This is a genomic window from Cohnella boryungensis, assembly GCF_042651945.1.
Taxonomy (GTDB): domain Bacteria; phylum Bacillota; class Bacilli; order Paenibacillales; family Paenibacillaceae; genus Cohnella; species Cohnella boryungensis.
The window spans coordinates 343766-362778 of sequence record NZ_JBHSED010000035.1 but is presented as its reverse complement, the minus strand read 5'-3'; the positions used below and the strand labels follow the sequence as shown (position 1 = coordinate 362778).

The 19013-nt window shown below is 58.7% G+C and carries 18 protein-coding genes; 5 read left to right on the top strand and 13 right to left on the bottom strand.

What is annotated here, in order from left to right:
• Positions 1-142: 142 nt before the first annotated feature.
• The 9 genes from sufB to ACFO1S_RS17055 all read right to left on the bottom strand — a co-directional run bounded on the left by sufB (position 143) and on the right by ACFO1S_RS17055 (position 9511).
• Positions 143-1540 carry a Fe-S cluster assembly protein SufB gene (sufB, locus tag ACFO1S_RS17095; protein ID WP_204606353.1) on the bottom strand — a complete coding sequence of 466 codons (1398 nt, stop codon included), beginning with the start codon at positions 1538-1540 and terminating at the stop codon, positions 143-145.
• 18 nt (positions 1541-1558) lie between these two features.
• A complete protein-coding gene (gene sufU / locus ACFO1S_RS17090) occupies positions 1559-2008 on the bottom strand; it encodes a Fe-S cluster assembly sulfur transfer protein SufU (RefSeq protein WP_204606352.1) in 450 nt (149 codons plus the stop codon).
• Positions 1992-3221, bottom strand: coding sequence for a cysteine desulfurase (locus ACFO1S_RS17085; RefSeq protein WP_204606351.1), 1230 nt, complete (start codon positions 3219-3221; stop codon positions 1992-1994). Before ACFO1S_RS17085 ends, sufU begins: the two co-directional genes overlap by 17 nt.
• A 2-nt stretch (positions 3222-3223) precedes the next feature.
• Positions 3224-4528: a Fe-S cluster assembly protein SufD gene (gene sufD / locus ACFO1S_RS17080; protein ID WP_204606350.1), complete on the bottom strand. Its 1305-nt coding sequence runs from the start codon at positions 4526-4528 to the stop codon at positions 3224-3226.
• A gap of 18 nt (positions 4529-4546) precedes the next feature.
• Positions 4547-5326 carry a Fe-S cluster assembly ATPase SufC gene (sufC, locus tag ACFO1S_RS17075; RefSeq protein ID WP_204606349.1) on the bottom strand — a complete coding sequence of 260 codons (780 nt, stop codon included), beginning with the start codon at positions 5324-5326 and terminating at the stop codon, positions 4547-4549.
• Between the two features lie 194 nt (positions 5327-5520).
• A complete protein-coding gene (locus ACFO1S_RS17070) occupies positions 5521-6087 on the bottom strand; it encodes a DUF1802 family protein (protein ID WP_204606348.1) in 567 nt (188 codons plus the stop codon).
• A 50-nt stretch (positions 6088-6137) separates the two neighbouring features.
• Positions 6138-7505, bottom strand: a complete 1368-nt coding sequence (locus ACFO1S_RS17065; protein WP_204606347.1) for a hypothetical protein — start codon at positions 7503-7505, stop codon at positions 6138-6140.
• A complete protein-coding gene (locus ACFO1S_RS17060) occupies positions 7495-8031 on the bottom strand; it encodes a sigma-70 family RNA polymerase sigma factor (protein ID WP_378127190.1) in 537 nt (178 codons plus the stop codon). Before ACFO1S_RS17060 ends, ACFO1S_RS17065 begins: the two co-directional genes overlap by 11 nt.
• An 88-nt stretch (positions 8032-8119) precedes the next feature.
• Positions 8120-9511: a hypothetical protein gene (locus ACFO1S_RS17055; RefSeq protein WP_204606354.1), complete on the bottom strand. Its 1392-nt coding sequence runs from the start codon at positions 9509-9511 to the stop codon at positions 8120-8122.
• 318 nt (positions 9512-9829) lie between these two features.
• Here ACFO1S_RS17055 and ACFO1S_RS17050 point away from each other — a divergent pair, with 318 nt between their 5' ends.
• Positions 9830-10720 (top strand): AraC family transcriptional regulator, encoded by an 891-nt coding sequence (locus ACFO1S_RS17050; protein WP_204606346.1) that lies wholly within the window; start codon positions 9830-9832, stop codon positions 10718-10720.
• Positions 10721-10732: 12 nt separating this feature from the next.
• On the opposite strand, the gene ACFO1S_RS17045 is transcribed toward ACFO1S_RS17050, so the two are convergent.
• The 3 genes from ACFO1S_RS17045 to ACFO1S_RS17035 are packed head-to-tail and all read right to left on the bottom strand — an operon-like array spanning position 10733 to position 13932.
• Positions 10733-11707 carry a proline racemase family protein gene (locus tag ACFO1S_RS17045; RefSeq protein ID WP_204606345.1) on the bottom strand — a complete coding sequence of 325 codons (975 nt, stop codon included), beginning with the start codon at positions 11705-11707 and terminating at the stop codon, positions 10733-10735.
• An 11-nt stretch (positions 11708-11718) separates the two neighbouring features.
• Positions 11719-12744, bottom strand: coding sequence for a proline racemase family protein (locus tag ACFO1S_RS17040; protein ID WP_204606344.1), 1026 nt, complete (start codon positions 12742-12744; stop codon positions 11719-11721).
• 6 nt (positions 12745-12750) lie between these two features.
• Positions 12751-13932, bottom strand: a complete 1182-nt coding sequence (locus tag ACFO1S_RS17035; protein WP_204606343.1) for an NAD(P)/FAD-dependent oxidoreductase — start codon at positions 13930-13932, stop codon at positions 12751-12753.
• Positions 13933-14047: 115 nt separating this feature from the next.
• Here ACFO1S_RS17035 and ACFO1S_RS17030 point away from each other — a divergent pair, with 115 nt between their 5' ends.
• Positions 14048-15052, top strand: coding sequence for a sigma-54 interaction domain-containing protein (locus tag ACFO1S_RS17030; protein ID WP_204606342.1), 1005 nt, complete (start codon positions 14048-14050; stop codon positions 15050-15052).
• A 9-nt stretch (positions 15053-15061) separates the two neighbouring features.
• On the opposite strand, the gene ACFO1S_RS17025 is transcribed toward ACFO1S_RS17030, so the two are convergent.
• Positions 15062-16162: a M24 family metallopeptidase gene (locus tag ACFO1S_RS17025; protein ID WP_204606341.1), complete on the bottom strand. Its 1101-nt coding sequence runs from the start codon at positions 16160-16162 to the stop codon at positions 15062-15064.
• A 152-nt stretch (positions 16163-16314) separates the two neighbouring features.
• Here ACFO1S_RS17025 and ACFO1S_RS17020 point away from each other — a divergent pair, with 152 nt between their 5' ends.
• Genes ACFO1S_RS17020 through ACFO1S_RS17010 form a run of 3 tightly spaced genes read left to right on the top strand, consistent with a single transcriptional unit; the run spans position 16315 to position 18166 of the window.
• A complete protein-coding gene (locus ACFO1S_RS17020) occupies positions 16315-16593 on the top strand; it encodes a (2Fe-2S)-binding protein (RefSeq protein WP_204606340.1) in 279 nt (92 codons plus the stop codon).
• The gene (locus ACFO1S_RS17015; RefSeq protein WP_204606339.1) at positions 16590-16937 is read left to right on the top strand and encodes a (2Fe-2S)-binding protein; all 348 of its coding nucleotides are present in this window, start codon (positions 16590-16592) and stop codon (positions 16935-16937) included. Before ACFO1S_RS17020 ends, ACFO1S_RS17015 begins: the two co-directional genes overlap by 4 nt.
• Entirely contained in the window at positions 16934-18166 is a 1233-nt protein-coding gene (locus tag ACFO1S_RS17010; RefSeq protein WP_204606338.1) for an NAD(P)/FAD-dependent oxidoreductase, read from the top strand. The genes ACFO1S_RS17015 and ACFO1S_RS17010 overlap by 4 nt, the downstream gene beginning before the upstream one ends.
• The last annotated feature ends 847 nt before the right edge of the window (positions 18167-19013 follow it).

The window sequence follows — 19013 nt, the reverse complement described above, 5'->3', positions numbered from 1 at the left end:
ATTTTACAAGAAAAGACGATTTTTTTTGCTCCTATTTTTAACATTCATTGAAAACGGGGCGTCCAGCAGTCAGCTTTGACTGGCTTTCTGGACAGCCCCTTCAACGAAAACTATTCGTGTTCGGGATTGGAGGGCTTTACGGTTACCCGATGCTTCCTTCCATCTCGAACTTAATAAGGCGATTCATCTCGACGGCATATTCCATCGGAAGCTCTTTCGTAAACGGCTCAATGAAGCCCATAACGATCATTTGCGTCGCGTCGGCCTCAGACAATCCACGGCTCATGAGGTAGAACAATTGATCCTCGGACACCTTGGATACCGTCGCTTCATGCTCCAGCGTGATGTTATCGTTCATGATCTCGTTGTACGGTATCGTATCGCTCGTCGACTCGTTATCGAGAATCAACGTATCGCACTTGATGTTCGATTTCGCGCCCTCGGCGTTGCGGCCGAACGAAGCAAGACCGCGGTAAGTAACCTTGCCGCCGTGCTTCGAGATCGACTTTGAAACGATCGTGGAGCTCGTATCCGGAGCCAAGTGAATCATCTTTGCGCCTGCATCCTGATGCTGGCCTTTGCCCGCTACCGCAATCGACAGAACCATGCCTTTTGCGCCGCGTCCTTTCAGGATAACGGCAGGATATTTCATCGTCAGCTTGGAGCCGATGTTGCCGTCGACCCATTCCATCGTGGCGTTCTCTTCCGCAACCGCACGCTTCGTAACCAGGTTGTAGATGTTCGGCGCCCAGTTCTGAATTGTCGTATAGCGGACGCGCGCGTCCTTCCTGGCGATAATCTCGACGACGGCGCTGTGCAAGGAGTTCGTGCTGTACACAGGGGCTGTGCAGCCTTCTACGTAGTGCACGGAGCTGCCTTCGTCCGCGATGATCAGCGTACGCTCGAACTGTCCCATATTTTCCGAATTTATGCGGAAGTACGCTTGCAGAGGAACCGTACATTGTACGCCCTTCGGCACGTAGATGAAGCTTCCGCCCGACCATACCGCGCTGTTCAGCGCAGCGAACTTATTATCCGCCGGCGGAATGACCGTTCCGAAATATTCCTTGAAAATCTCCGGATGCTCGCGAAGCGCCGTATCCGTATCCATGAAGATAACGCCTTGCTTTTCCAGATCTTCCTGCATGCTGTGGTATACAACCTCGGACTCATACTGAGCCGATACGCCGGCCAGGAACTTCTGCTCCGCTTCCGGAATGCCCAGCTTGTCAAACGTAGCCTTGATCTCCTCGGGAACCTCTTCCCAGGTCTTCCCTTGCTTCTCGGACGGCTTGACGTAATATTGGATGTCCTCGAAATCCAGGTCGTCCATGTTGCCGCCCCATTGCGGAATAGGCATCTTGCGGAATTGCTCCAGCGACTTCAAGCGGAATTTCAGCATCCATTCGGGCTCGCCCTTCATCTCGGAGATCGTGCGAACGATTTCCTCGGTCAAGCCTTTGCCGGACTGGAAAATCGCTTTATGCTCATCGCGGAACCCGTATTTGTAATCATCCATTTCGGGCATTTGCTTAGCCATGACGATCAACCTCCCTAATTATTCTTCAACGCCTTCGTGCTGGCCTGATCCATGCTCTACGCCTTTACGCATCGCGTTCCAGGCCAAGGTGGCGCATTTGATTCTTGCCGGAAACTTATTGACGCCCGACAACGCCTCAACGTCCTCGTAATCGTCGAACTGAACGTCCTCGCCCTTCATCAACGCGGAGAACTTATCCGCGAGCTCCAGCGCTTGCGCGCTGGTCTTGCCCTTGATCGCTTCCGTCATCATGGAAGCAGAGGACATACTGATGGAACAGCCTTCCCCTGTGAACTTCACGTCGCGGACAATCCCGTCCTCCAACTGCAATTGGAGGGAAATCCGGTCGCCGCACGTCGGGTTGTTCAGATTCACCGTGACGGAGCCTTCTTGAAGCTCGCCGCGATTGCGGGGGGTCTTGTAATGATCCATAATGACGCGGCGGTACAAATCATCTAATTGACTCATCACCGAAAAACTCCTTTGTCTTAACCAGAGACTCGGCCAGCCGGTCGATATCTTGCTCGGTATTGTACAGATAGAAGCTCGCCCTTGCCGTCGCGGAGACGTTCAGCCAGCGCATGAGCGGCTGGCAGCAGTGGTGGCCGGCCCGAACTGCGATTCCGTCGGTATCCAGTACAGTCGCGACATCATGGGGATGAACGTCCCCCAGATTAAAGGTAACGAGCCCGGCACGCTCCACGAGCGGCCCGTAAATCTTAAGGCCTGCAATCGCGGACAACCTCTCCAGCGCGTAGCGGGTCAGCTTTTTCTCGTGCGCATCGATGTTCTCCAGCCCAATCTGCTCCAGAAAATCGATAGCCGCTCCAAGACCGACCGCTCCTGCTATGATAGGCGTACCGCCCTCGAACTTCCACGGTAGTTCTTTCCAAGTCGAGTCGTGCAGCTCGACGAAATCGATCATCTCGCCGCCGAACTCCACGGGCTCCATCCGTTCCAGCAGCTGCGCCTTGCCATAGAGTGCCCCGATTCCGGTCGGAGCGCACATTTTATGTCCGGAGAAGGCGTAGAAATCAACATCCAGCGCCCTTACGTCCACTTTCATGTGCGGCGTGCTTTGCGCGCCGTCTACGACAAGCACGGCGCCCTTACGATGCGCGATCTCGGCGATCTTCCCGATCGGATTGACCGTTCCGAGCACGTTGGACACGTAGGTGATGGAGACGATCTTCGTTCTCTCCGTCACCGTCGTCTCCACGTCCTGCAGCGCAATCGTGCCGTCCGGCTGCAGCGGGATATATTTCAGCGTAGCTCCCGTCGCCTTGGCGGCTTGCTGCCAGGGGATCAGATTGCTGTGGTGCTCCATCGGCGTAATGACGATCTCGTCGCCTTCGCGCAGCGTCTGACGAGCATACCCGGACGCTACGATATTCAAGGCCGCAGTCGTGCCGCGGGTAAAAATAATCTCACGAGAGGAAGCCGCATTCAGGAAACGGGCAACTTTCTCCCGCGCGCCCTCATAGGCATCCGTAGCGCGCGAGCCGAGCGTATGCACGCCGCGGTGCACATTGGCGTTGTCCCACTCATAGTAGCGCTTGACCGCTTCAATGACCGAGCGCGGCTTCTGCGTCGTGGCGCCATTATCCAGGTATACGAGCGGGTGACCGTTAATATCCTGATGAAGAATCGGAAATTCCGATTTTAAAGCGATCGGGTCCATGATCAGCCCAGCTTTCTCTCTAGGATGCGATGCAGTTGCTCGCGCAGCCCTTCAAGCGGAATTTCGGAGACGACCGGATCGAGAAAGCCGTGTATGATCAAACGCTCCGCCTCGCTGCGGGAAATTCCCCGGGACATCAAGTAATAGATCTGATCGGCGTTTACCTGGCCAACGCTCGCGGCATGCCCGGCTTTGACGTCGTCTTCGTCGATCAGAAGAATCGGATTGGCGTCGCCGCGCGCTTTCGGACTCAGCATCAGAACCTTCTCCGTCTGCTGGCCGTTCGCCTTCGTCGCACCTTTCTCGATTTTCGTGACGCCGTTAATGATCGCCGTCGCCTCTTCCTTCATTACGGCTCGGGTAATCATATCGCTTTCGGTCGAACGACCGAAGTGGACGGCTTGCGTCGTCAAGCTCATGCGCTGGCTTCCGCGTCCGACGGTAATGATCTTCGAATCGGATGTCGAACCGTTGCCCTTAAGCACGGATTTCGTATCCGTAACGGCATTGCCGTTGTGCAGATCGCCGACGATCCATTCGATACGGGAGTCGTTGTCCAGAATGGCGCGGCGGTAGGCGATATCGATCGCGCTGTCGTTAAGCTCATGCACGGCGGCGTATTGCACGACCGCGCCCGCTTTCGTGAACACTTCCACGGCGCTGTTATGCAGTAGCGTCGAAGTCGTCTCTCCGAGAGAAGTAGCCGTCCGCTCAACGAAGGAGACGCGGCTGTTGCTGTCGGCGATCACCAGAACGTGCGGCATGAACGTCGCTTCCGCATCGTCGGCGAACAGAATCGCCTGAATGGGAGCCTCAATCGTCACATCGCGAGGCACGTACAGGAATACGCCTCCGTTCCACAAGGCCGCATGAACGGCGGCAAGCTTGTGTTCGTCCTTCGTATAGGCGGTCATGAAGTGCTTGCGGAACAAGTCCTCGTGGGAACGAGCAGCCTCTTCCAGACTTGTCAGCACGACGCCTTGCGCCTTAAGCTCTTCCGGTAGCTGCGTGTAGATAACGGAGGAGTTATGTTGAATGATTAACGCCCCGTTGTTCTCTTCAGTCAGCAATGCGGCGATCGGAGCAGGCAAATCCGATGCGGATGCAACCTGCTGTCCCGGACGGTTCGCCCCGTATTGATCCAGCGTCCAGCGCGTCAGCGGGAGCTTCTCCGGCTTCGGCAGCGCCAGCTCGGTCGCCAGTTGCCCGGCTTCCTCGCGCAAGGACACGAGCCATGCCGGCTCGTTCTTGCTGCGGGAGAGCGCGGCAGCCGCTTCGCGGCCGAAGGAGGTAGTTGGTGTACTCATCGTTGCTTGCACCTCCCCTTAGGCTTGGCCGACGGTCTCGTCGACGATGCCCAGTTCTTCTTTAACCCAATCGTAGCCTTCCGCCTCAAGACGCTGAGCCAGCTCCGGCCCGCCGGACTTGACGATTCTTCCCTGCATCATGACATGCACGAAATCGGGCGTAATATAGTTAAGCAGTCTTTGGTAGTGAGTGATGATCAGGAAACCGCGATCTTCCGCACGCATGGCGTTCACGCCTTCGGCGACGATGCGCAAGGCGTCGATGTCCAAACCGGAATCGATCTCGTCGAGAATGACCAGCTTCGGCTCGAGCAGCATCATTTGCAGAATCTCGTTGCGCTTCTTCTCGCCCCCGGAGAAGCCTTCGTTCAAGTAACGGTGCATGAACTCCGGATTCATCTCCAACTCTTTCATTTTGCCTTCCATCTGGCGAACGAATTTGATCAAGGAAATCTCGTTGCCTTCCTCGCGGCGCGCGTTGATCGCGCTGCGCAGGAAGTCGGCGTTCGTGACGCCCGTAATTTCGCTCGGATATTGCATCGCGAGGAAGAGACCCGCGCGAGCGCGCTCGTCTACCCCCATCTCCAACACGTCTTCGCCGTTCAGCAGAACCGAACCCTCGGTCACCTCGTATTTCGGGTGGCCCATCAGCGCGGAAGCCAGCGTACTTTTCCCCGTGCCGTTAGGTCCCATGATCGCATGCACTTCGCCGCCCTTGATTTTCAAATCGATTCCTTTCAGAATCTCTTTACCCTCTATGGACGATTTCAGCCCTTGAATCTCGAATTGTGTAGACATTCTCTAACCTCCAAGTTTCTATAAGGAATTACTCAAGGCGGCTTCTATCGAAAGCTGCGCTTAAAATAAATCCTTGTTTATAATTATTTTAATTTGATTCTCACTGATTCTCAATAATAATTTTATGAAAGATGCGTCAAAAAAGCAAACCGGACCCCCTTATCTAGGGAAAGCGGTCCGATTTGCTCGTCTGGTCAGCCGTGAATGCGTTTCCTTACTTCCTGCCATTGCTGTTCAAACTGCTCATCGCTCATCACCGGCGTTCGCGGCGAGGCGACGATATCCTCCAATTGGATCCAGGATTTGCAGCCGGCATAGCTGTCTCTCATCGGAAGGGTCTGCGGCGAATCTAGTCGATACACCCGGAGCACAAGAACGTGCAGCGGCTTCGTCTTTTTCCACTTCAGCCTCTCCTCCGCGTAATCCTCCGTCCAAATATGAAGCCCCTCCAGGCGGCTCAGCGTCTCCGCGTCGGTCACCTCGATATCCTCCACGACCTCCGCGAAGGAATCGACCCTTATCTGTCCGGGCAGCTCCGCCGCCTCGGCCTCCGTGAGACGGACCGTCTCCGAAGCTTCCGGGAGCACCAATTCCGGACGCTGATGCTCGAATGAAGGAAACAAATAGAAGCGCGGGCTTTCCAGCTTGAACTCCCGGGTTTCCTCGGCGATGCCGCCCTTGCGCAGAACGATAATCTGTCTCCCCGATTCCAGCGCCTTGACGGCGACAGCCCATTCCCTTAAAGCGATCGTAGCTTGCATCTGTAAGGTACCTCTCCTCTATGCCATTCTGTTTCTATATTATAGCACAGTCAGGAGGAAGGGAGATCGACGCGTATTTCCATTGCGGGCAGGTAGATTTTTTGGGCATAGGGACGACTGACGAATGTCAGCTTGCTTCCCGGCTCTACCGGGCCGAAGCGAGCGATCCCCCCGGCTCCCCACGTGACAAAAGGAACCTCTTGGCCGTTCTCGTCCTCCAGCTTATAGCCGCCCCCGGAGTCCTCCGGCTTGACAAAGGAATGGATTACCGTCTGATCCGGCAAATATTCGATGTCCGTAACATAGACGTGCCCCGCTTCGCCCATCGGAACGGCCAGAGGCTGGTGCTCTGTCGGTCGATCGGCCATTGTCGTCCTGAAGAGCTGCACATTCTGGTCGTAATCCAGCCTTGCATCGTAATAAAAAGGACGAATAATCAGACGCTTCGCCTCGCGAGCCGCAGGCGGATAGCTGGGAGGTCCGGAAGCTTTGTCCGATTGCGAGAAGTTAAACACCGCTGCGCCGTATCGGAACCCGGTATCGTCGATCACGTCGACCCCGACTCTCTCGTACGACTTCAGCTTGCCTTCGGTAAAGCTGTAATCGATTTTCGTGGACAAGGCCGACAGCGCGACGCCGTACAGCTCGATCGTGCCGTATTCGCTCGTTCGGCTTTCCCGCGAATCCAGGTAAGTCCGCTGCGATACGTATTCCCCCGGTACGTCAAGCGACCACCGTCCCGATACCGTTCCGATTTTCGTCGCTTCTATTGTCAGCTTCAATTGCCGTTGAGACGGAATCGCTTTGTACGCCAAATATTCCGTCCAAGCGACGCCCTCGTATGCCCCAGATTCCAATCGCTCATAGCTATTGCCCAGCTTTGCCAGCGTTCCCCCGGGATTCGAGCCCAGACTGCCGACGACAACTCCGTTCAGCTTGATTTCGGCCTCCAGGGCAAAGCTCTCAAGCGGCGACTCCGCAACTACCGAGTATCGGAAGGCAAGCTCGCGTCCGTCGAAGACGATGTTTCCGACCTTCAGCGTAATGCCCTGATTCGTCACGCTTCCCTCTGCCGTCTCTGAGCCTTCCTTGGCGAATGCCCCGAGCGCCGCTCTTTCCCGAATGACATCGCTGCGATCGGCGCCCGCGCTCATAAAGGATTGTACAGGCTCGTCGACAGTCGGCGTTGCGCGATTGTTCATATAGCCCTCATAACCGGCGAAAGCTCCTCCGAACAACGCGATAGCAGCAATGCCGACGGCGAGACGGCGCAGCCGTACCGTTCTTCTCCGCAAAGACCGACGATCCGGCAGCTGCTGCAGCGCGCTTTCGATCCTGACGGCCACATGCGGAGGGACAGCAGTTGTCTCAGGCCGCTTCATCGTCCTCAATAAGCCTTCCAGCTCTTTAGCACTCATAACCCAGTTCCCCGCTCTCCACTAAATTCAGCCATCCGGCCAGCTTTTTTCTTGCCCGATGCAGCCTCGACTTCAGCGTTCCCTCGGAGACGTCCAGCATCAGCGCGATTTGCGCGAGCGGCAGGTCCACGTAATAATGCAACTTCACGAGCGTCCTCAGGGGCTCGTCCAGCCGGTTAACCGCCTCCCTTAAGTCAAGATCAGGCTGCTCCGGCAGAGCCGCACGCTCCGGCAGGCGGTCCGACGGAGAGGAACGCCGCTGCTTGCGGTACAGCTGCTGGCATTCGCGTATGAGAATCCGAAACAGCCACGTCCGGAAAAAAGCCGGCTCCCGCAAGCGCGTTACGCTGCGATAAGCTTTAAGAATCGCCTCCTGAATCGCGTCGGCGCAATCCTCGTCCTTGCTCAGCAGCGTCCTGGCCATCCCGTAGAGCTCGTTCTGCATCGCGCGAATCAGTCTTGCGAACGCGTCCCTGTCCCCGGCGCAGGCCAGTTGAACATCCGTTTTCCATGCCAGTTCAGACAAGAAATCACCTCCCGTCGTCCATGAATTCCCGCATGGTTTTGGATGACTATATCAGTTAGATGCCGCAGGGGGCCAATCGGTTCACTCGTCAGACGAGAAAGATCGCAACGACCGTCGTCGCCGCAAGTCCGATCAGCACCGGCTTCAGATTTCTTCTTGCCAATTCGAACGGGCTGACTCCGCAGATGGCCGCAGCAGGAATCAGCGCCCACGGAATCAGCGTACCGCCGCCAACCCAGATTCCCGCGATCTGTCCCAGCGCCGTCAGCGTCGCCGCGCCGCTGCCGACGGCCGCCGAGAACATGTGCGCAATCGAGCCTACCAGCGATATGCCGGAGAAGCCGGAGCCGTCAAGACCCGTAATCGCGCCGGTCACCGTCAGGGTAACCGATGCGACCGTGCCGTTCATCGGCACGGCATTCGCCAGAGCCACGCCCATATCGTTGACGATGCCATGGGAGCCCTGCAGCGCATCGCCGCCGAACAATTCTCCGAACGCCGCGTCCCCGAGATAGAAAAAGGCCGCAATCGGAATGACGGGGCCGAACACCCGAAATCCGAACTGAAAGCCTTCAATCAAATAAGAGGTCGTTTGCTCCAGCCCTTGATTTCGATGGGCCAGCATCGTAACCCCGATCAGAATGACGACGGCCGTCCCTCCGATCAATGCCGTCGCGTCTCCGCCCTGAAGCCGGAAGGCCAGCATGACCGCGACATCCAGCGCGAACAGCAGCGGAATGACAATCGCCAGAGCTCTCTTCACCGGTTGCGTCAAAACGATTAAAGCTCCAGACTCAGGTGCGGCAACTGTTTCAACCCGTCCGTCCTTCCATTTGCCGCTGCTCATATCCTTGCGCATCAGCCAGTAGGCGGCAATCGTCGTAACCGCTCCCATTACGATCACCAGAGGAACGCTTGCGGCCATCACCGCGGATACGGGCAGTCCTGCCGCATCCGCGGTCAGCTTCGGCGCGCCCTGGATAATATAGTCGCCCGAGAGCGCGATCCCGTGCCCGAACAAGTTCATTGCCATCGCCGCCCCAAGAGCCGGCAGTCCCACCCGCACTGCGACCGGCAGCAGAACCGCGCCGATCAGCGCCACGCCGGGGGAGGGCCAGAAGAAAAGCGAGGTCGCCAGCATAATAAGCCCAATTCCCCAGAAGGCCATCGCAGGCGTTCGCAGAAATCCCGTAAGCGGCCGGATCATCGCTTCATTGATGCCTGTAAGAATGAGCACGCGGCTCATCGCGACGATAATCGAAATGATGAAGATCGTTCCCAGCAGCTCTTTGGTCGCGTAGATGAAGCTGTTGAATATGCCCGACACCGAGCCGTCCAAGCTTGCCGTAGCGAGCAATCCCAGCGTAAAAATCCCCGCGACGCAGACGAGCGTCGTGTCCCTTCGCTTAACAAGCAGCGCAAGTATAAATCCAATGAAAGCCAAGTACACCCAGTGAAGCGCAGTCAATTCAATGTGCACCAGAGCCACTCCCCAGTCCTCCGTATAGGTGCTACATTGTATGAGAATGCTGCGCTGGGCGTTCAAGCCGGCGAATATAAAGCGACAGCCCGATGCCTCCCTCCGGGTTCGGACTGTCGCTTTCCCTCTTGTCATACTTCTCTTCATTATAATATAAAAGTCCCGCTCCGATATGGAAGCTACCGGAGCGGGACGGGCGAAGCCCTGGATCGCCTTAAGAACAAAACTTTTCCCAGAATCGTCAGGGCAGTTACGGATGGGCAGTCGTTCCTGTATAATTATCCCTATCCGATTGACCGACGGAAGGGAGAGCCTGCCTTGCGATTCGCGAAATTCGACATCCGTAAACCGCTGCAATTCCTTTCCTCAGGCCAGTTCCACTCTCCTACCTCGTGGACGCATTCCAGCCGAACCATCGACAGCTACGAAATCATCATCGGCGTGAGAGGCACGCTTCACATCGGACAAGGCGACGAGCGCTACGCCGTCGAGCCCGGCATGGCGCTTCTGATTGCCCCGAATGCGCCTCATTTCGGCTATCGCTCCAGCGAAGGCGCGATTTCCTTCTACTGGTTCCATTACTTGTGCAATGGCGGGACGCAGTTCTGCGGCGAGAGCGAGTGGGAGCAAGCTATGCTGCTTCGACGTTCGAACCAGTTTTTATCCGCTCATGGCAGCGCTCTCATGCTCCCCGTGTTTTTCCGGTTAAGCAGCATGGAACGGGTCGATATTCTGTTCCAGCAGCTTCAGCATATCGCCAGCTCCAATCTGCATTACCCCCCGGCATTGCATTACTCGGCTACCAGTCTCGTGATCGAGCTTGCCGAGCAGGCGGTAACCGCCCATTCCCGCGACGGCGGCTATGCGCCCGATCCTCTTGTGGCCTCTATCGTGGAATGGATACGCGTGCATGCCGCCGAGCCTTTAACCGTCTCTTCCATCGCCGGCCAATACGGCTACAACCGGGATTACCTGTCCCGTTTGTTCAAGCGCACGATGGGCATGAACCTGCAGGAATATATCCATGTGCAGAAAATGGCCAAAGCCAAATCGCTGCTCGCCAGCTCCAACCGCACCGTCAAACAGATCGCTTTCGATATCGGCATGGCCGACGAGAAATATTTTATCCGGCTGTTCCGCAAATACGAGAATCTTACGCCGACCGGATACCGGAACGCTTATTACCGCAAGCATCTCAACATTCAATAACCGCTTGCGAGCCTAGCGCAGCAGGAATCCATCGGCCAAAGGATCGGCGGGATCAACGAGGAACCGCTGCGATCCGGTTACGAACGCCCGACCCTGCAGCGTCCAATCCATCTGGCGGCCGTCCCGCAATATCGAGGTGTCCTGCAACGACGCTCGCAGCCAGCCGCCAGCCAGAGATTGAACGACCGCTTCTTTCCCTCTCAAAATCTCGCCTTTCCGATAGAGAACCGCCAGCGCCGCACCGATCGCGCCGCCTTCAGGCGCGCGCATCAGCCTGCCGTCCTCCGCGAACGCGGCCATTCGCCAAGCCGCTTCAGGCTGGCGCAATCTGTCTGTCAGAACGACGCGCCTTCCGGGGGTATCCGCTGCGAACGATCCGCGATAGGCGGCAAGCAGGCTGGAAGCCAGCTCGTGTAATTCCTTCAGGCTTGCCAGGGATAGGGATACCCCTGTCTCCGCTGCGTCCAAGACGATATAGCCGCATCCGCAGGCTGCCAAATCCACATCAAATGTTCGTCCTGCGCATTGAAGCCTCGCGCCAAGCTCCTCGCACTCCGCCGGCTCTCCTTGCAGACTGATTCCGGGTTTCGCAAGACCGTCTTGCCCCGGCTGCGTCCTTGCCGTTCGATAGACATGCCCGGACGTCGCTACCGCCGCCGGAATCTTATGCTCCCAGCCAAGCTCGGCTATCGCCGTCAAGGCGCACAGAACGTCCAAGGCGTCCCCTCGACACGGCCCCTCCGAATCGCAGACGATCAGCTTCGCTAAGTCCGTACGGCTGGCATCCAGCATGGCAACCCGCATCGCCGCATGGCCTCTAGGCTCTCGTTGCAGCCAGCGAACGACAGAGCGCTTATTTTCCCATAGCCGCCTTGCCTCCTCCTGAAGCTCTTCGCCGGTTGACCCGCCTATCGGCGCCCTCAGAAGTCTTAGCGGCCAGCCTGCCGCATGAAGATCAACCGTGTCCATCATATGAGAGATTTGCATTCGATATCCTCCTAGTGGGGGGCTTCGTCCATTGCAAGAAATAGAAAACCTTCATTAAGAGGATCGTCCTCCTGCGAGTAAAAGGTGTGCATGCCCATGACCCAGGCCGCTCCGGCAATCTCCGTAATTACGGCCGGAAGTCCGCCAACCCGGGTTTCCTCCAGCACGCGCGCATAAAACAGGGAACCGACGATGCTCTCGTGCACGAACGGCTCGTTCTGCCCGATCCTGCCTTGTGCATACAGCGTCGCCAGCTTGGCTGACGTGCCCGTGCCGCAGGGCGAACGGTCGATGCCTCCCGGCGGCACAACGACCGTATTCAGCACGTCCGCCTCGGCGTTCCGCGGATCGCTGTAAAATTCAACGTGCGTGACCCCCCGGATATACGGCGCTTCCGGATGCGCCACCTGCTCTTGCTCGTTCACGGCCGCCCGAATTCTCCTCGCGGTCTCGACAATCGCTCCCGCATTGGAGGGCTCCAGCTTCAAGCCGAGCGCACCCGCGTCGACAATCGCGTAAAAATTGCCGCCGTAAGCGATATCGCATACAACATCGCCCAGTTCCTCCACTCGCACCGTCACGCTACCGTACAGGAATGCCGGTATATTGCGAAAAGAGACGCGTACCGCTTTCCCCTCTTGAACCGTCACCTCGGCACGCACGAGTCCTGCCGGCGTATCCAGGCGAATAAGCGTGGTCGGCTCCTGCACCGGCACTAGCCCACATTCGACCAATGCCGTGCAAAACCCGATAGTATCATGGCCGCACATCGGCAAGTAACCGCCCGTCTCAATGAAGATGACGCCGACATCGGCTGCAGGATCGCATGGCTCCGTCAAGCAGGCCCCGGACATGACTTCATGTCCTCGGGGCTCGAACATCAGCAATCTGCGAATCTCGTCGTGATTTTGCTTCATATCCTGCATCTTCTCAGCCATCGTACGGCCGGTTAACCGGGGCAAGCCGCTCAGCACTGTGCGGGTGGGATTGCCTCCGGTATGCGTATCTATCGTTCTGAACACCCTGTTCGCGCGCATTCCAACTCACGCTCCCTTCTCCCGGAATCTGTCGTAACGAAGCGGCTCCGTCGGCACGCAGGTGCCGGCCGCCTCCGTCAGCAGCTCGCTCATCAGCTTGCCGGTAACCGCGGCCAGGCTGATTCCGTCGCCTTCATGCCCCGCCGCAATATAGTAGCCTGGAATCTCGTCCACGCCGGACACAATCGGAAGATGATCGGGGGTCCAGGGACGCAGCCCCGTATAAGTGCGAATCACTTGAAAATCAGCAATGCCCGGATAGAAGCGCATGGCGCGCCGAGCCATCGCCCGCACGACCTGCGGGCGAACGGACGTATCGAAGCCGACGAACTCCCGACTCGATCCGATCAAGAAATTCTGGCTCTCCGTAGGCTCGAATACGAGCGCTACGCCATACCGCTCCGTCTCCTCGTCCACACGTCTGGAGCCTCCGAATTTGGACATCAGATAACCGAATTCCATTACCTTGCGAAGACCGACGGGCCGCTGTCTCGAAGCGACGATCAAGTGTCCCTTGCGAGGAACGATCGGAATATCGATATCGAGCATTCGGCCAAGATGCGGCGCCCAGCAGCCAGCCGCGTTGACAAGCTTGTCGGCAATCCAGCTCCCGCGGTCGGTGTCGACGGCGAACCCGCCGCCCTTCAACCTGGCGATTCCGCGTACCTCGGTGCGCAGATGCATTGCAGCGCCGTGCGCGGCAGCCCCCTCGGCCAAAGCGTAGGTCAGCATGTACGGATTAACGGTCGAATCGGAGGCGCATTCCAGCCCTCCGACCAGATCGTCTGCAAAATACGCCGACTCCTGACGGATGTCAGCGCGATCCAGCATGCGAAACGGCAAGCCCAGCGCCCTCTGGCGATCGACCCACATCTTGGCCGCCGCAAGCTCCTCCTCCGTCTCGCAGACGAACAGGCTTCCCGGGGCGCGATATTCGAAAGGCTGAGGAAGCTGGCGAGTCAGCTCCGCTATGATTTTCTGGCTTTCCAACGACATGAGGCTATCGAAGCCCGGCTCCTTGTCGATTACGAGAATGTTGCCGTCGCAGCGCGAGGAAGTGCCCTGAGCGATCTCGCCTTTCTCCAATACCGCGACGGATAATCCCTGCTTCGCCGCGAAATAAGCGACGGACATGCCTACGATTCCCCCGCCGATAATCGCTACGTCGACCGAAATGCTTGAGGTCATGCGTTCTCCCCCTGCCATGTTAAGTATCTCGTCAATTTGTAAAATATGATTTACACCACAACAGAACGAGTGTATCGTTTTATTTACAATCCCTTTCTGAATGGAGAGCTGTTCCATGTCCCAGACTTCAGCCTCTTCGCATCCCGATCCTTTTGCCTCAATGCTTGGCGTAAGCCCCGTCTTTCTCGAAGCCGTTCATCAAGCCCGCAAGCTGGGCGGCGTATCCTCGACCGTTCTGTTAACCGGCGAAACCGGCGTCGGCAAGGAGCGCTTCGCCCAAGCGATTCACGCCATGCGCGAGGCGCAAGCCGCGCCTTTCATTGCAATCAACTGCGGCGCGTTGACGGCCTCCCTTGTGGAAAGCGAGCTGTTCGGCTACGAGAAGGGAGCGTTCTCCGGGGCCGACGCTCGCGGCAAACCCGGCAAAATCGGGCTCGCGCGGGGAGGAACCCTGTTCCTCGACGAAATCGGCGAGCTTCCGCTCGACATGCAGGTGAAGCTGCTGCGCGTGCTGGAGGAGCGGGCCTATTATCCGGTGGGCGGTACCCGGATCGCAAAGGCCGACTGCCGCTTCATCGCCGCAACGAATCGCGATCTGCAGTCGCTGCTCGATCAGGGACTGTTTCGCGAGGATCTCTACTATCGGCTGAGCGCAATTACGCTGGACATCCCTCCGCTACGCTTGCGCCAAGCGGACATTGGCCCGCTCGCCCTGTCCTTCGTACAGGAATTCGGCGAGCGATACGGCAGGCCTGTCGCGCCCCTCGGCGAACCGATCCTTGCGGCGTTATCCTCTTACGACTGGCCCGGCAACGTCCGGGAGCTTCGGAACGCGGCGGAACGGCTTGTCGTATTCGCCGAGAACGGGGAAGCCCTGAGCGCCGACTTGCCTCCTCGGCTTCGGAATTGCGCGATATCGGCCCATTACGAATCCGAATGCGCGAATCTGACGCTTCCGTCCGAGGGCACGCTGCCAGAGTGGCTGGCCCGCGTGGAAAGAAATTATATTTCGCTCGCTCTGGAGCTGTTTCAAGGCAACAAGCAAGCGGCTGCCAGGCGGCTCGGCATCTCCCGCGTCTCGCTGTACAACAAGCTGGGAAGCTCCGCCTCGGAGAACTGATGCGGAAGATTACAGCCTCCGCAGCTCGCGGGGGAAATCCGTCAGCCGCTCCGTTTCCCCGTATTCGTTTACATAGACGTCATCTTCGATTCGAACGCCGCCGCCCCCGGGTACGTACACGCCCGGCTCGATCGTGAACAGCATCCCCGGAACGATGATGTCCGCATTGCCTCCGTGGATCGAGGGCTCCTCGTGAATCGCCCTTCCGAGCCCGTGCCCGACACGGTGAATGAAATATTCGCCAAACCCCTGCGCCTCGATCCATGAACGGGCGACTGCGTCAATGGCCCGTAGCGCAACGCCGGGGCGAATGGCTTCGATTGCCCGCCGGTTTGCTTCCGCAACCGCTTCGTACATGCGCTCCTGCTCCGCCGTTCCCTGCCCGACCAGCAGCGTTCTTGTCATGTCGGACAAGTAGCCGTCCAAGGAAACGCCCATATCAATCAGCAGAAAATCTCCCTCGCGCACAGCCGTATCGCCGGTTTCTCCGTGCGGCAGCCCTGCGCGCTCCCCTGCCAGCACCGTAGGGTAGAACGCCGGGCCGTCACCGCCCAGCAGTCTAATCTGCCGCACGATCCGCTCCGCAATCTCCCTCTCCGTCATGCCGATCCGAAAATCGGCCAAAGCCCTTTCGACAGCTTCGTTGGCGATATGCGCGGCTTGGCGGACGGTCTCCGCTTCCTCTCTCGTCTTGCAACCGACAATGCGGCTCAGCGCGCTATCGATTTCCTCCCATCGCGTCCCTGGCCATAGCAACGCCAATTGCTCGCCTGCATGCAGGGTCAACGTCTTCTTCTCCACTCCGCAGCGCGCGGGCTGCTCCCCAATCTCCTTGCTCAGCGCCCCGTAAGGGGATTCGCTGTCGGCAAGCGGGACGAAACGCCCGATATTTTCCGCCGCAGCCGCTTTGGCTTTATCCAGTTCCGGCACGAATAAGATCGTCTCGCCCTCGGCCGGAACCCAGAGCGCCAAAAACCGTTCCATCGGGTCCGATGAATAGCCGGTCAGATACCCCAGCGATACCGGAGAAGTCAGAAGCGCGGCGTTCCATCCCCGTTCTCGCAGCTTTTCGCGAAGCCGCTCCAGACGTTGTTCTCTCAAGCTGGACATAAGCATTCTCTCCTTCTTTGGCGACTGCGCCTGTCGAAGCGCGGCCTCTCTTATCCTCCTGCAAAAAGCATGCCAGCTTCGGCAGACGGCAGCGCGCGGTTCTTGGCACGTTTTTTGCTCTACTATAAGCAGCACGCAGAGGAGGAACAAACATGAGCGAATTGGATTTTATTGTATGCCGCTGCGAGGAGGTTTCCTTCGCCCAGCTTGCAAATACCGTCAGAAAGCACGGCTGCTCCTCCAGAGAGGCGAAGCTGCGAACAAGGGCGGGGATGGGCGCTTGCGGCGGCAGAACATGCAGGCCGCTTATCGAACAGATTGTCGCGCAAGCGGGCGGACGGGAGCCCGCAGCCGCGGAGACCGACCTGCCGCTCAAAGCCCAGGCGCCCGTCAGGCCGATGACCTTCCAGGAATGGGGGATGTCCCGATGAGCGGCGGGAGAATCGAGCAGCATCCCGTTCTCGGCGATCTGCCGAGCGCAAAGCCCGTTCGGATTCAGTTCGACGGGCAAGCGTTTGCCTGCAGGGAGGGAGAGAGCGTTGCCGCCGCTTTGCTGGCCAACGGCATCCGCAGGCTTCGGGTGCATGAGGAGCAAGGAACGCCACGCGGAATCTTCTGCAATATCGGCCACTGCATGGAATGCCGCGTAACCGTTGACGGACTTCCCGGCATCCGGGCGTGCCTTACTCCGGTTCGCGAGGGAATAGTCGTTCTCTCCGGCGTACGGCTGCCAACCCCTTTTCAGCATGCAGGGCAAAAGGAGGAGCATTCATGAATGCAGAGAAGCGAACCGATGCGTTAATCGTCGGTGCCGGGCCGGCGGGACTGTCGGCGGCGACAGCGGCGGCAAGGTGCGGGATGTCCGTCACCGTGCTGGACGAGTACCCCCGCGAGGGCGGCAGGCTGCTGGGACAATTGCATGAGGAGTCCAAAGGCAATTGGTGGAACGGGCTGCGGGAAGCGCACCGTCTATCGGAGCAAGCGCAGCATGCGGGAGCGAGCGTTCGCACCGGCGTCTCCGTTACCGGTCTTGAGCGAGAGGAATCGGGCGATTGGACGGTTTGGACTTCTGCCGGGCTCTACCGTGCCGGGGCATTGCTGCTGGCGACAGGCGCAGCGGAATCGGTCGTTCCCGTACCCGGCTGGACGCTGCCCGGCGTCATGTCCATCGGAGCCGCGCAGGTGATGACCAACGTCCAAAGAGTCAAAGTCGGCAGCCGAGGCGTGGTCATCGGCATGAGCGTGCTTGCGATGGCTATCGTCTCCGAGCTTCGTCTTGCGGGGATCGAGCTCTCGGCCATCGTGCTCCCTCCCCGACACGCTTTGTCCGAACGGGCGTCCGATCCCCGCAGCGTTCTGGAATCGCTGCTCAGGTTCGCGCATCTTGCGCCGAGGCCGACGCTGCGAATAGGCGCACCGCTGATGGGCAGCGCCGCTATCCGGCGGCTTGTTCTTTCCTGCTATCCGAAACGAGGGATGCAAATCTGGAATACGCCCCTGCAGCTGCGGAGAGCCGCGCTTGAGATCGTAGGTACGGAGAAGGTTGAAGGAGTCACCCTCGCCGACATTCGCGTGGACGGCAGCGTCATTCCAGGCACGGAGCGCTTTGTTCCAGCCGACTTCGTCTGCCTCGCGGGAGGGCTCTATCCGCTGGCGGAGCTTGCAGCCCTTGCCGGCTGCCCTTTCCGCTATGTCCCCCAGCTCGGCGGGCATGTGCCCTTGCACGATGAACGGATGAGAACGCCGCTGTCGCGTCTATATGTCGCCGGCAATATTACCGGCGTAGAGAGCGCCAAAGTCGCAATTGCGCAGGGCACGGTCGCAGGCCTGTGCATGGCGGCCGAAGCCAATCCGGCCCCGGATGCCGCCGAGCTGGAGGCTCCGCTCGAAGAGGCGATGGCTGAAGTCCGCAAAGCCAGACAAGAGGCGTTGATTCAATTTCAACCGGGCATCGCGGAGTGTCGCGAAGAGATGTACCGTGCGCGCGTCGGGCAACAAGCTTGAGCTGCGAGTCAGCTTTTGTGCCCGCAAAATCATCAACGTCGTGATGGAAAGGCCGCTTCTTTTTGGACGCATGTGTGACGATGAGGCAATCTTACCGCCTCATCGTCGCATTTTGCGGCTATACGCGCCCGCCGCGCTTCTCCGCGCGACCCATCGTCGCACTTTGCGACTATGCGCGCCCGCCGCGCTTCTCCGCGCGACCCATCGTCGCATTTCGCGACTATACGCGCCCGCCTCGCTTCTCCACGCGCCTCATCGTCGCATTTCGCGACAATACGCGCCCGCCTCGCCTCTACGCGCGACCCATCGGCGCACTTTGCGACCATGCGCGCCTACCAAGCCTCTCCTTGCGCCTCATCGTCGCACTTGCGACTATACGCGCCCACCGCACCTCTTCGCGCGCCTCATCGTCGCATTTTGCATTTATACGCGCCCGCCGCGCTTCTCCGCGCGGCCCATCGTCGCACTTTGCGACTATACGCGCCACCGCGCCTCTACGCGCGCCTCATCGTCGCATTTCGCGACCATGCGCGCCCACCGCGCTTCTCCACGCGCTCCTCATCGTCGCATTTCGCGACTATACGCGCCTGCCACGCCTCTACGCGCGCCCCATCGTCGCACTTTGCGACTATACGCGCCACCGCGCCTCTACGCGCTCCTCATCGTCGCATTTCGCGACTATACGCACCCACCGCACCTCTTCGCGCGACCCATCGTCGCATTTTGCGACTATACGCGCCCGCAACGCCTCTACGCGCGACCCATCGGCGCATTTCGCGACCATGCGCGCCTGCCTCGCCTCTCCACGCTCCTCATCGTCGCATTTCGCGACTATACGCGCCTGCCA

Excerpts from the sequence above, each read along its gene's own strand:
- sufB (WP_204606353.1), bottom strand. The coding sequence starts at position 1,540 with ATGGCTAAGCAAATGCCCGAAATGGATGATTACAAATACGGGTTCCGC.
- sufU (WP_204606352.1), bottom strand. The coding sequence starts at position 2,008 with ATGAGTCAATTAGATGATTTGTACCGCCGCGTCATTATGGATCATTAC.
- ACFO1S_RS17085 (WP_204606351.1), bottom strand. The coding sequence starts at position 3,221 with ATGGACCCGATCGCTTTAAAATCGGAATTTCCGATTCTTCATCAGGAT.
- sufD (WP_204606350.1), bottom strand. The coding sequence starts at position 4,528 with ATGAGTACACCAACTACCTCCTTCGGCCGCGAAGCGGCTGCCGCGCTC.
- sufC (WP_204606349.1), bottom strand. The coding sequence starts at position 5,326 with ATGTCTACACAATTCGAGATTCAAGGGCTGAAATCGTCCATAGAGGGT.
- ACFO1S_RS17070 (WP_204606348.1), bottom strand. The coding sequence starts at position 6,087 with ATGCAAGCTACGATCGCTTTAAGGGAATGGGCTGTCGCCGTCAAGGCG.
- ACFO1S_RS17065 (WP_204606347.1), bottom strand. The coding sequence starts at position 7,505 with ATGAGTGCTAAAGAGCTGGAAGGCTTATTGAGGACGATGAAGCGGCCT.
- ACFO1S_RS17045 (WP_204606345.1), bottom strand. The coding sequence starts at position 11,707 with ATGCAAATCTCTCATATGATGGACACGGTTGATCTTCATGCGGCAGGC.
- ACFO1S_RS17040 (WP_204606344.1), bottom strand. The coding sequence starts at position 12,744 with ATGCGCGCGAACAGGGTGTTCAGAACGATAGATACGCATACCGGAGGC.
- ACFO1S_RS17035 (WP_204606343.1), bottom strand. The coding sequence starts at position 13,932 with ATGACCTCAAGCATTTCGGTCGACGTAGCGATTATCGGCGGGGGAATC.
- ACFO1S_RS17030 (WP_204606342.1), top strand. The coding sequence starts at position 14,048 with ATGTCCCAGACTTCAGCCTCTTCGCATCCCGATCCTTTTGCCTCAATG.
- ACFO1S_RS17025 (WP_204606341.1), bottom strand. The coding sequence starts at position 16,162 with ATGTCCAGCTTGAGAGAACAACGTCTGGAGCGGCTTCGCGAAAAGCTG.
- ACFO1S_RS17020 (WP_204606340.1), top strand. The coding sequence starts at position 16,315 with ATGAGCGAATTGGATTTTATTGTATGCCGCTGCGAGGAGGTTTCCTTC.
- ACFO1S_RS17015 (WP_204606339.1), top strand. The coding sequence starts at position 16,590 with ATGAGCGGCGGGAGAATCGAGCAGCATCCCGTTCTCGGCGATCTGCCG.
- ACFO1S_RS17010 (WP_204606338.1), top strand. The coding sequence starts at position 16,934 with ATGAATGCAGAGAAGCGAACCGATGCGTTAATCGTCGGTGCCGGGCCG.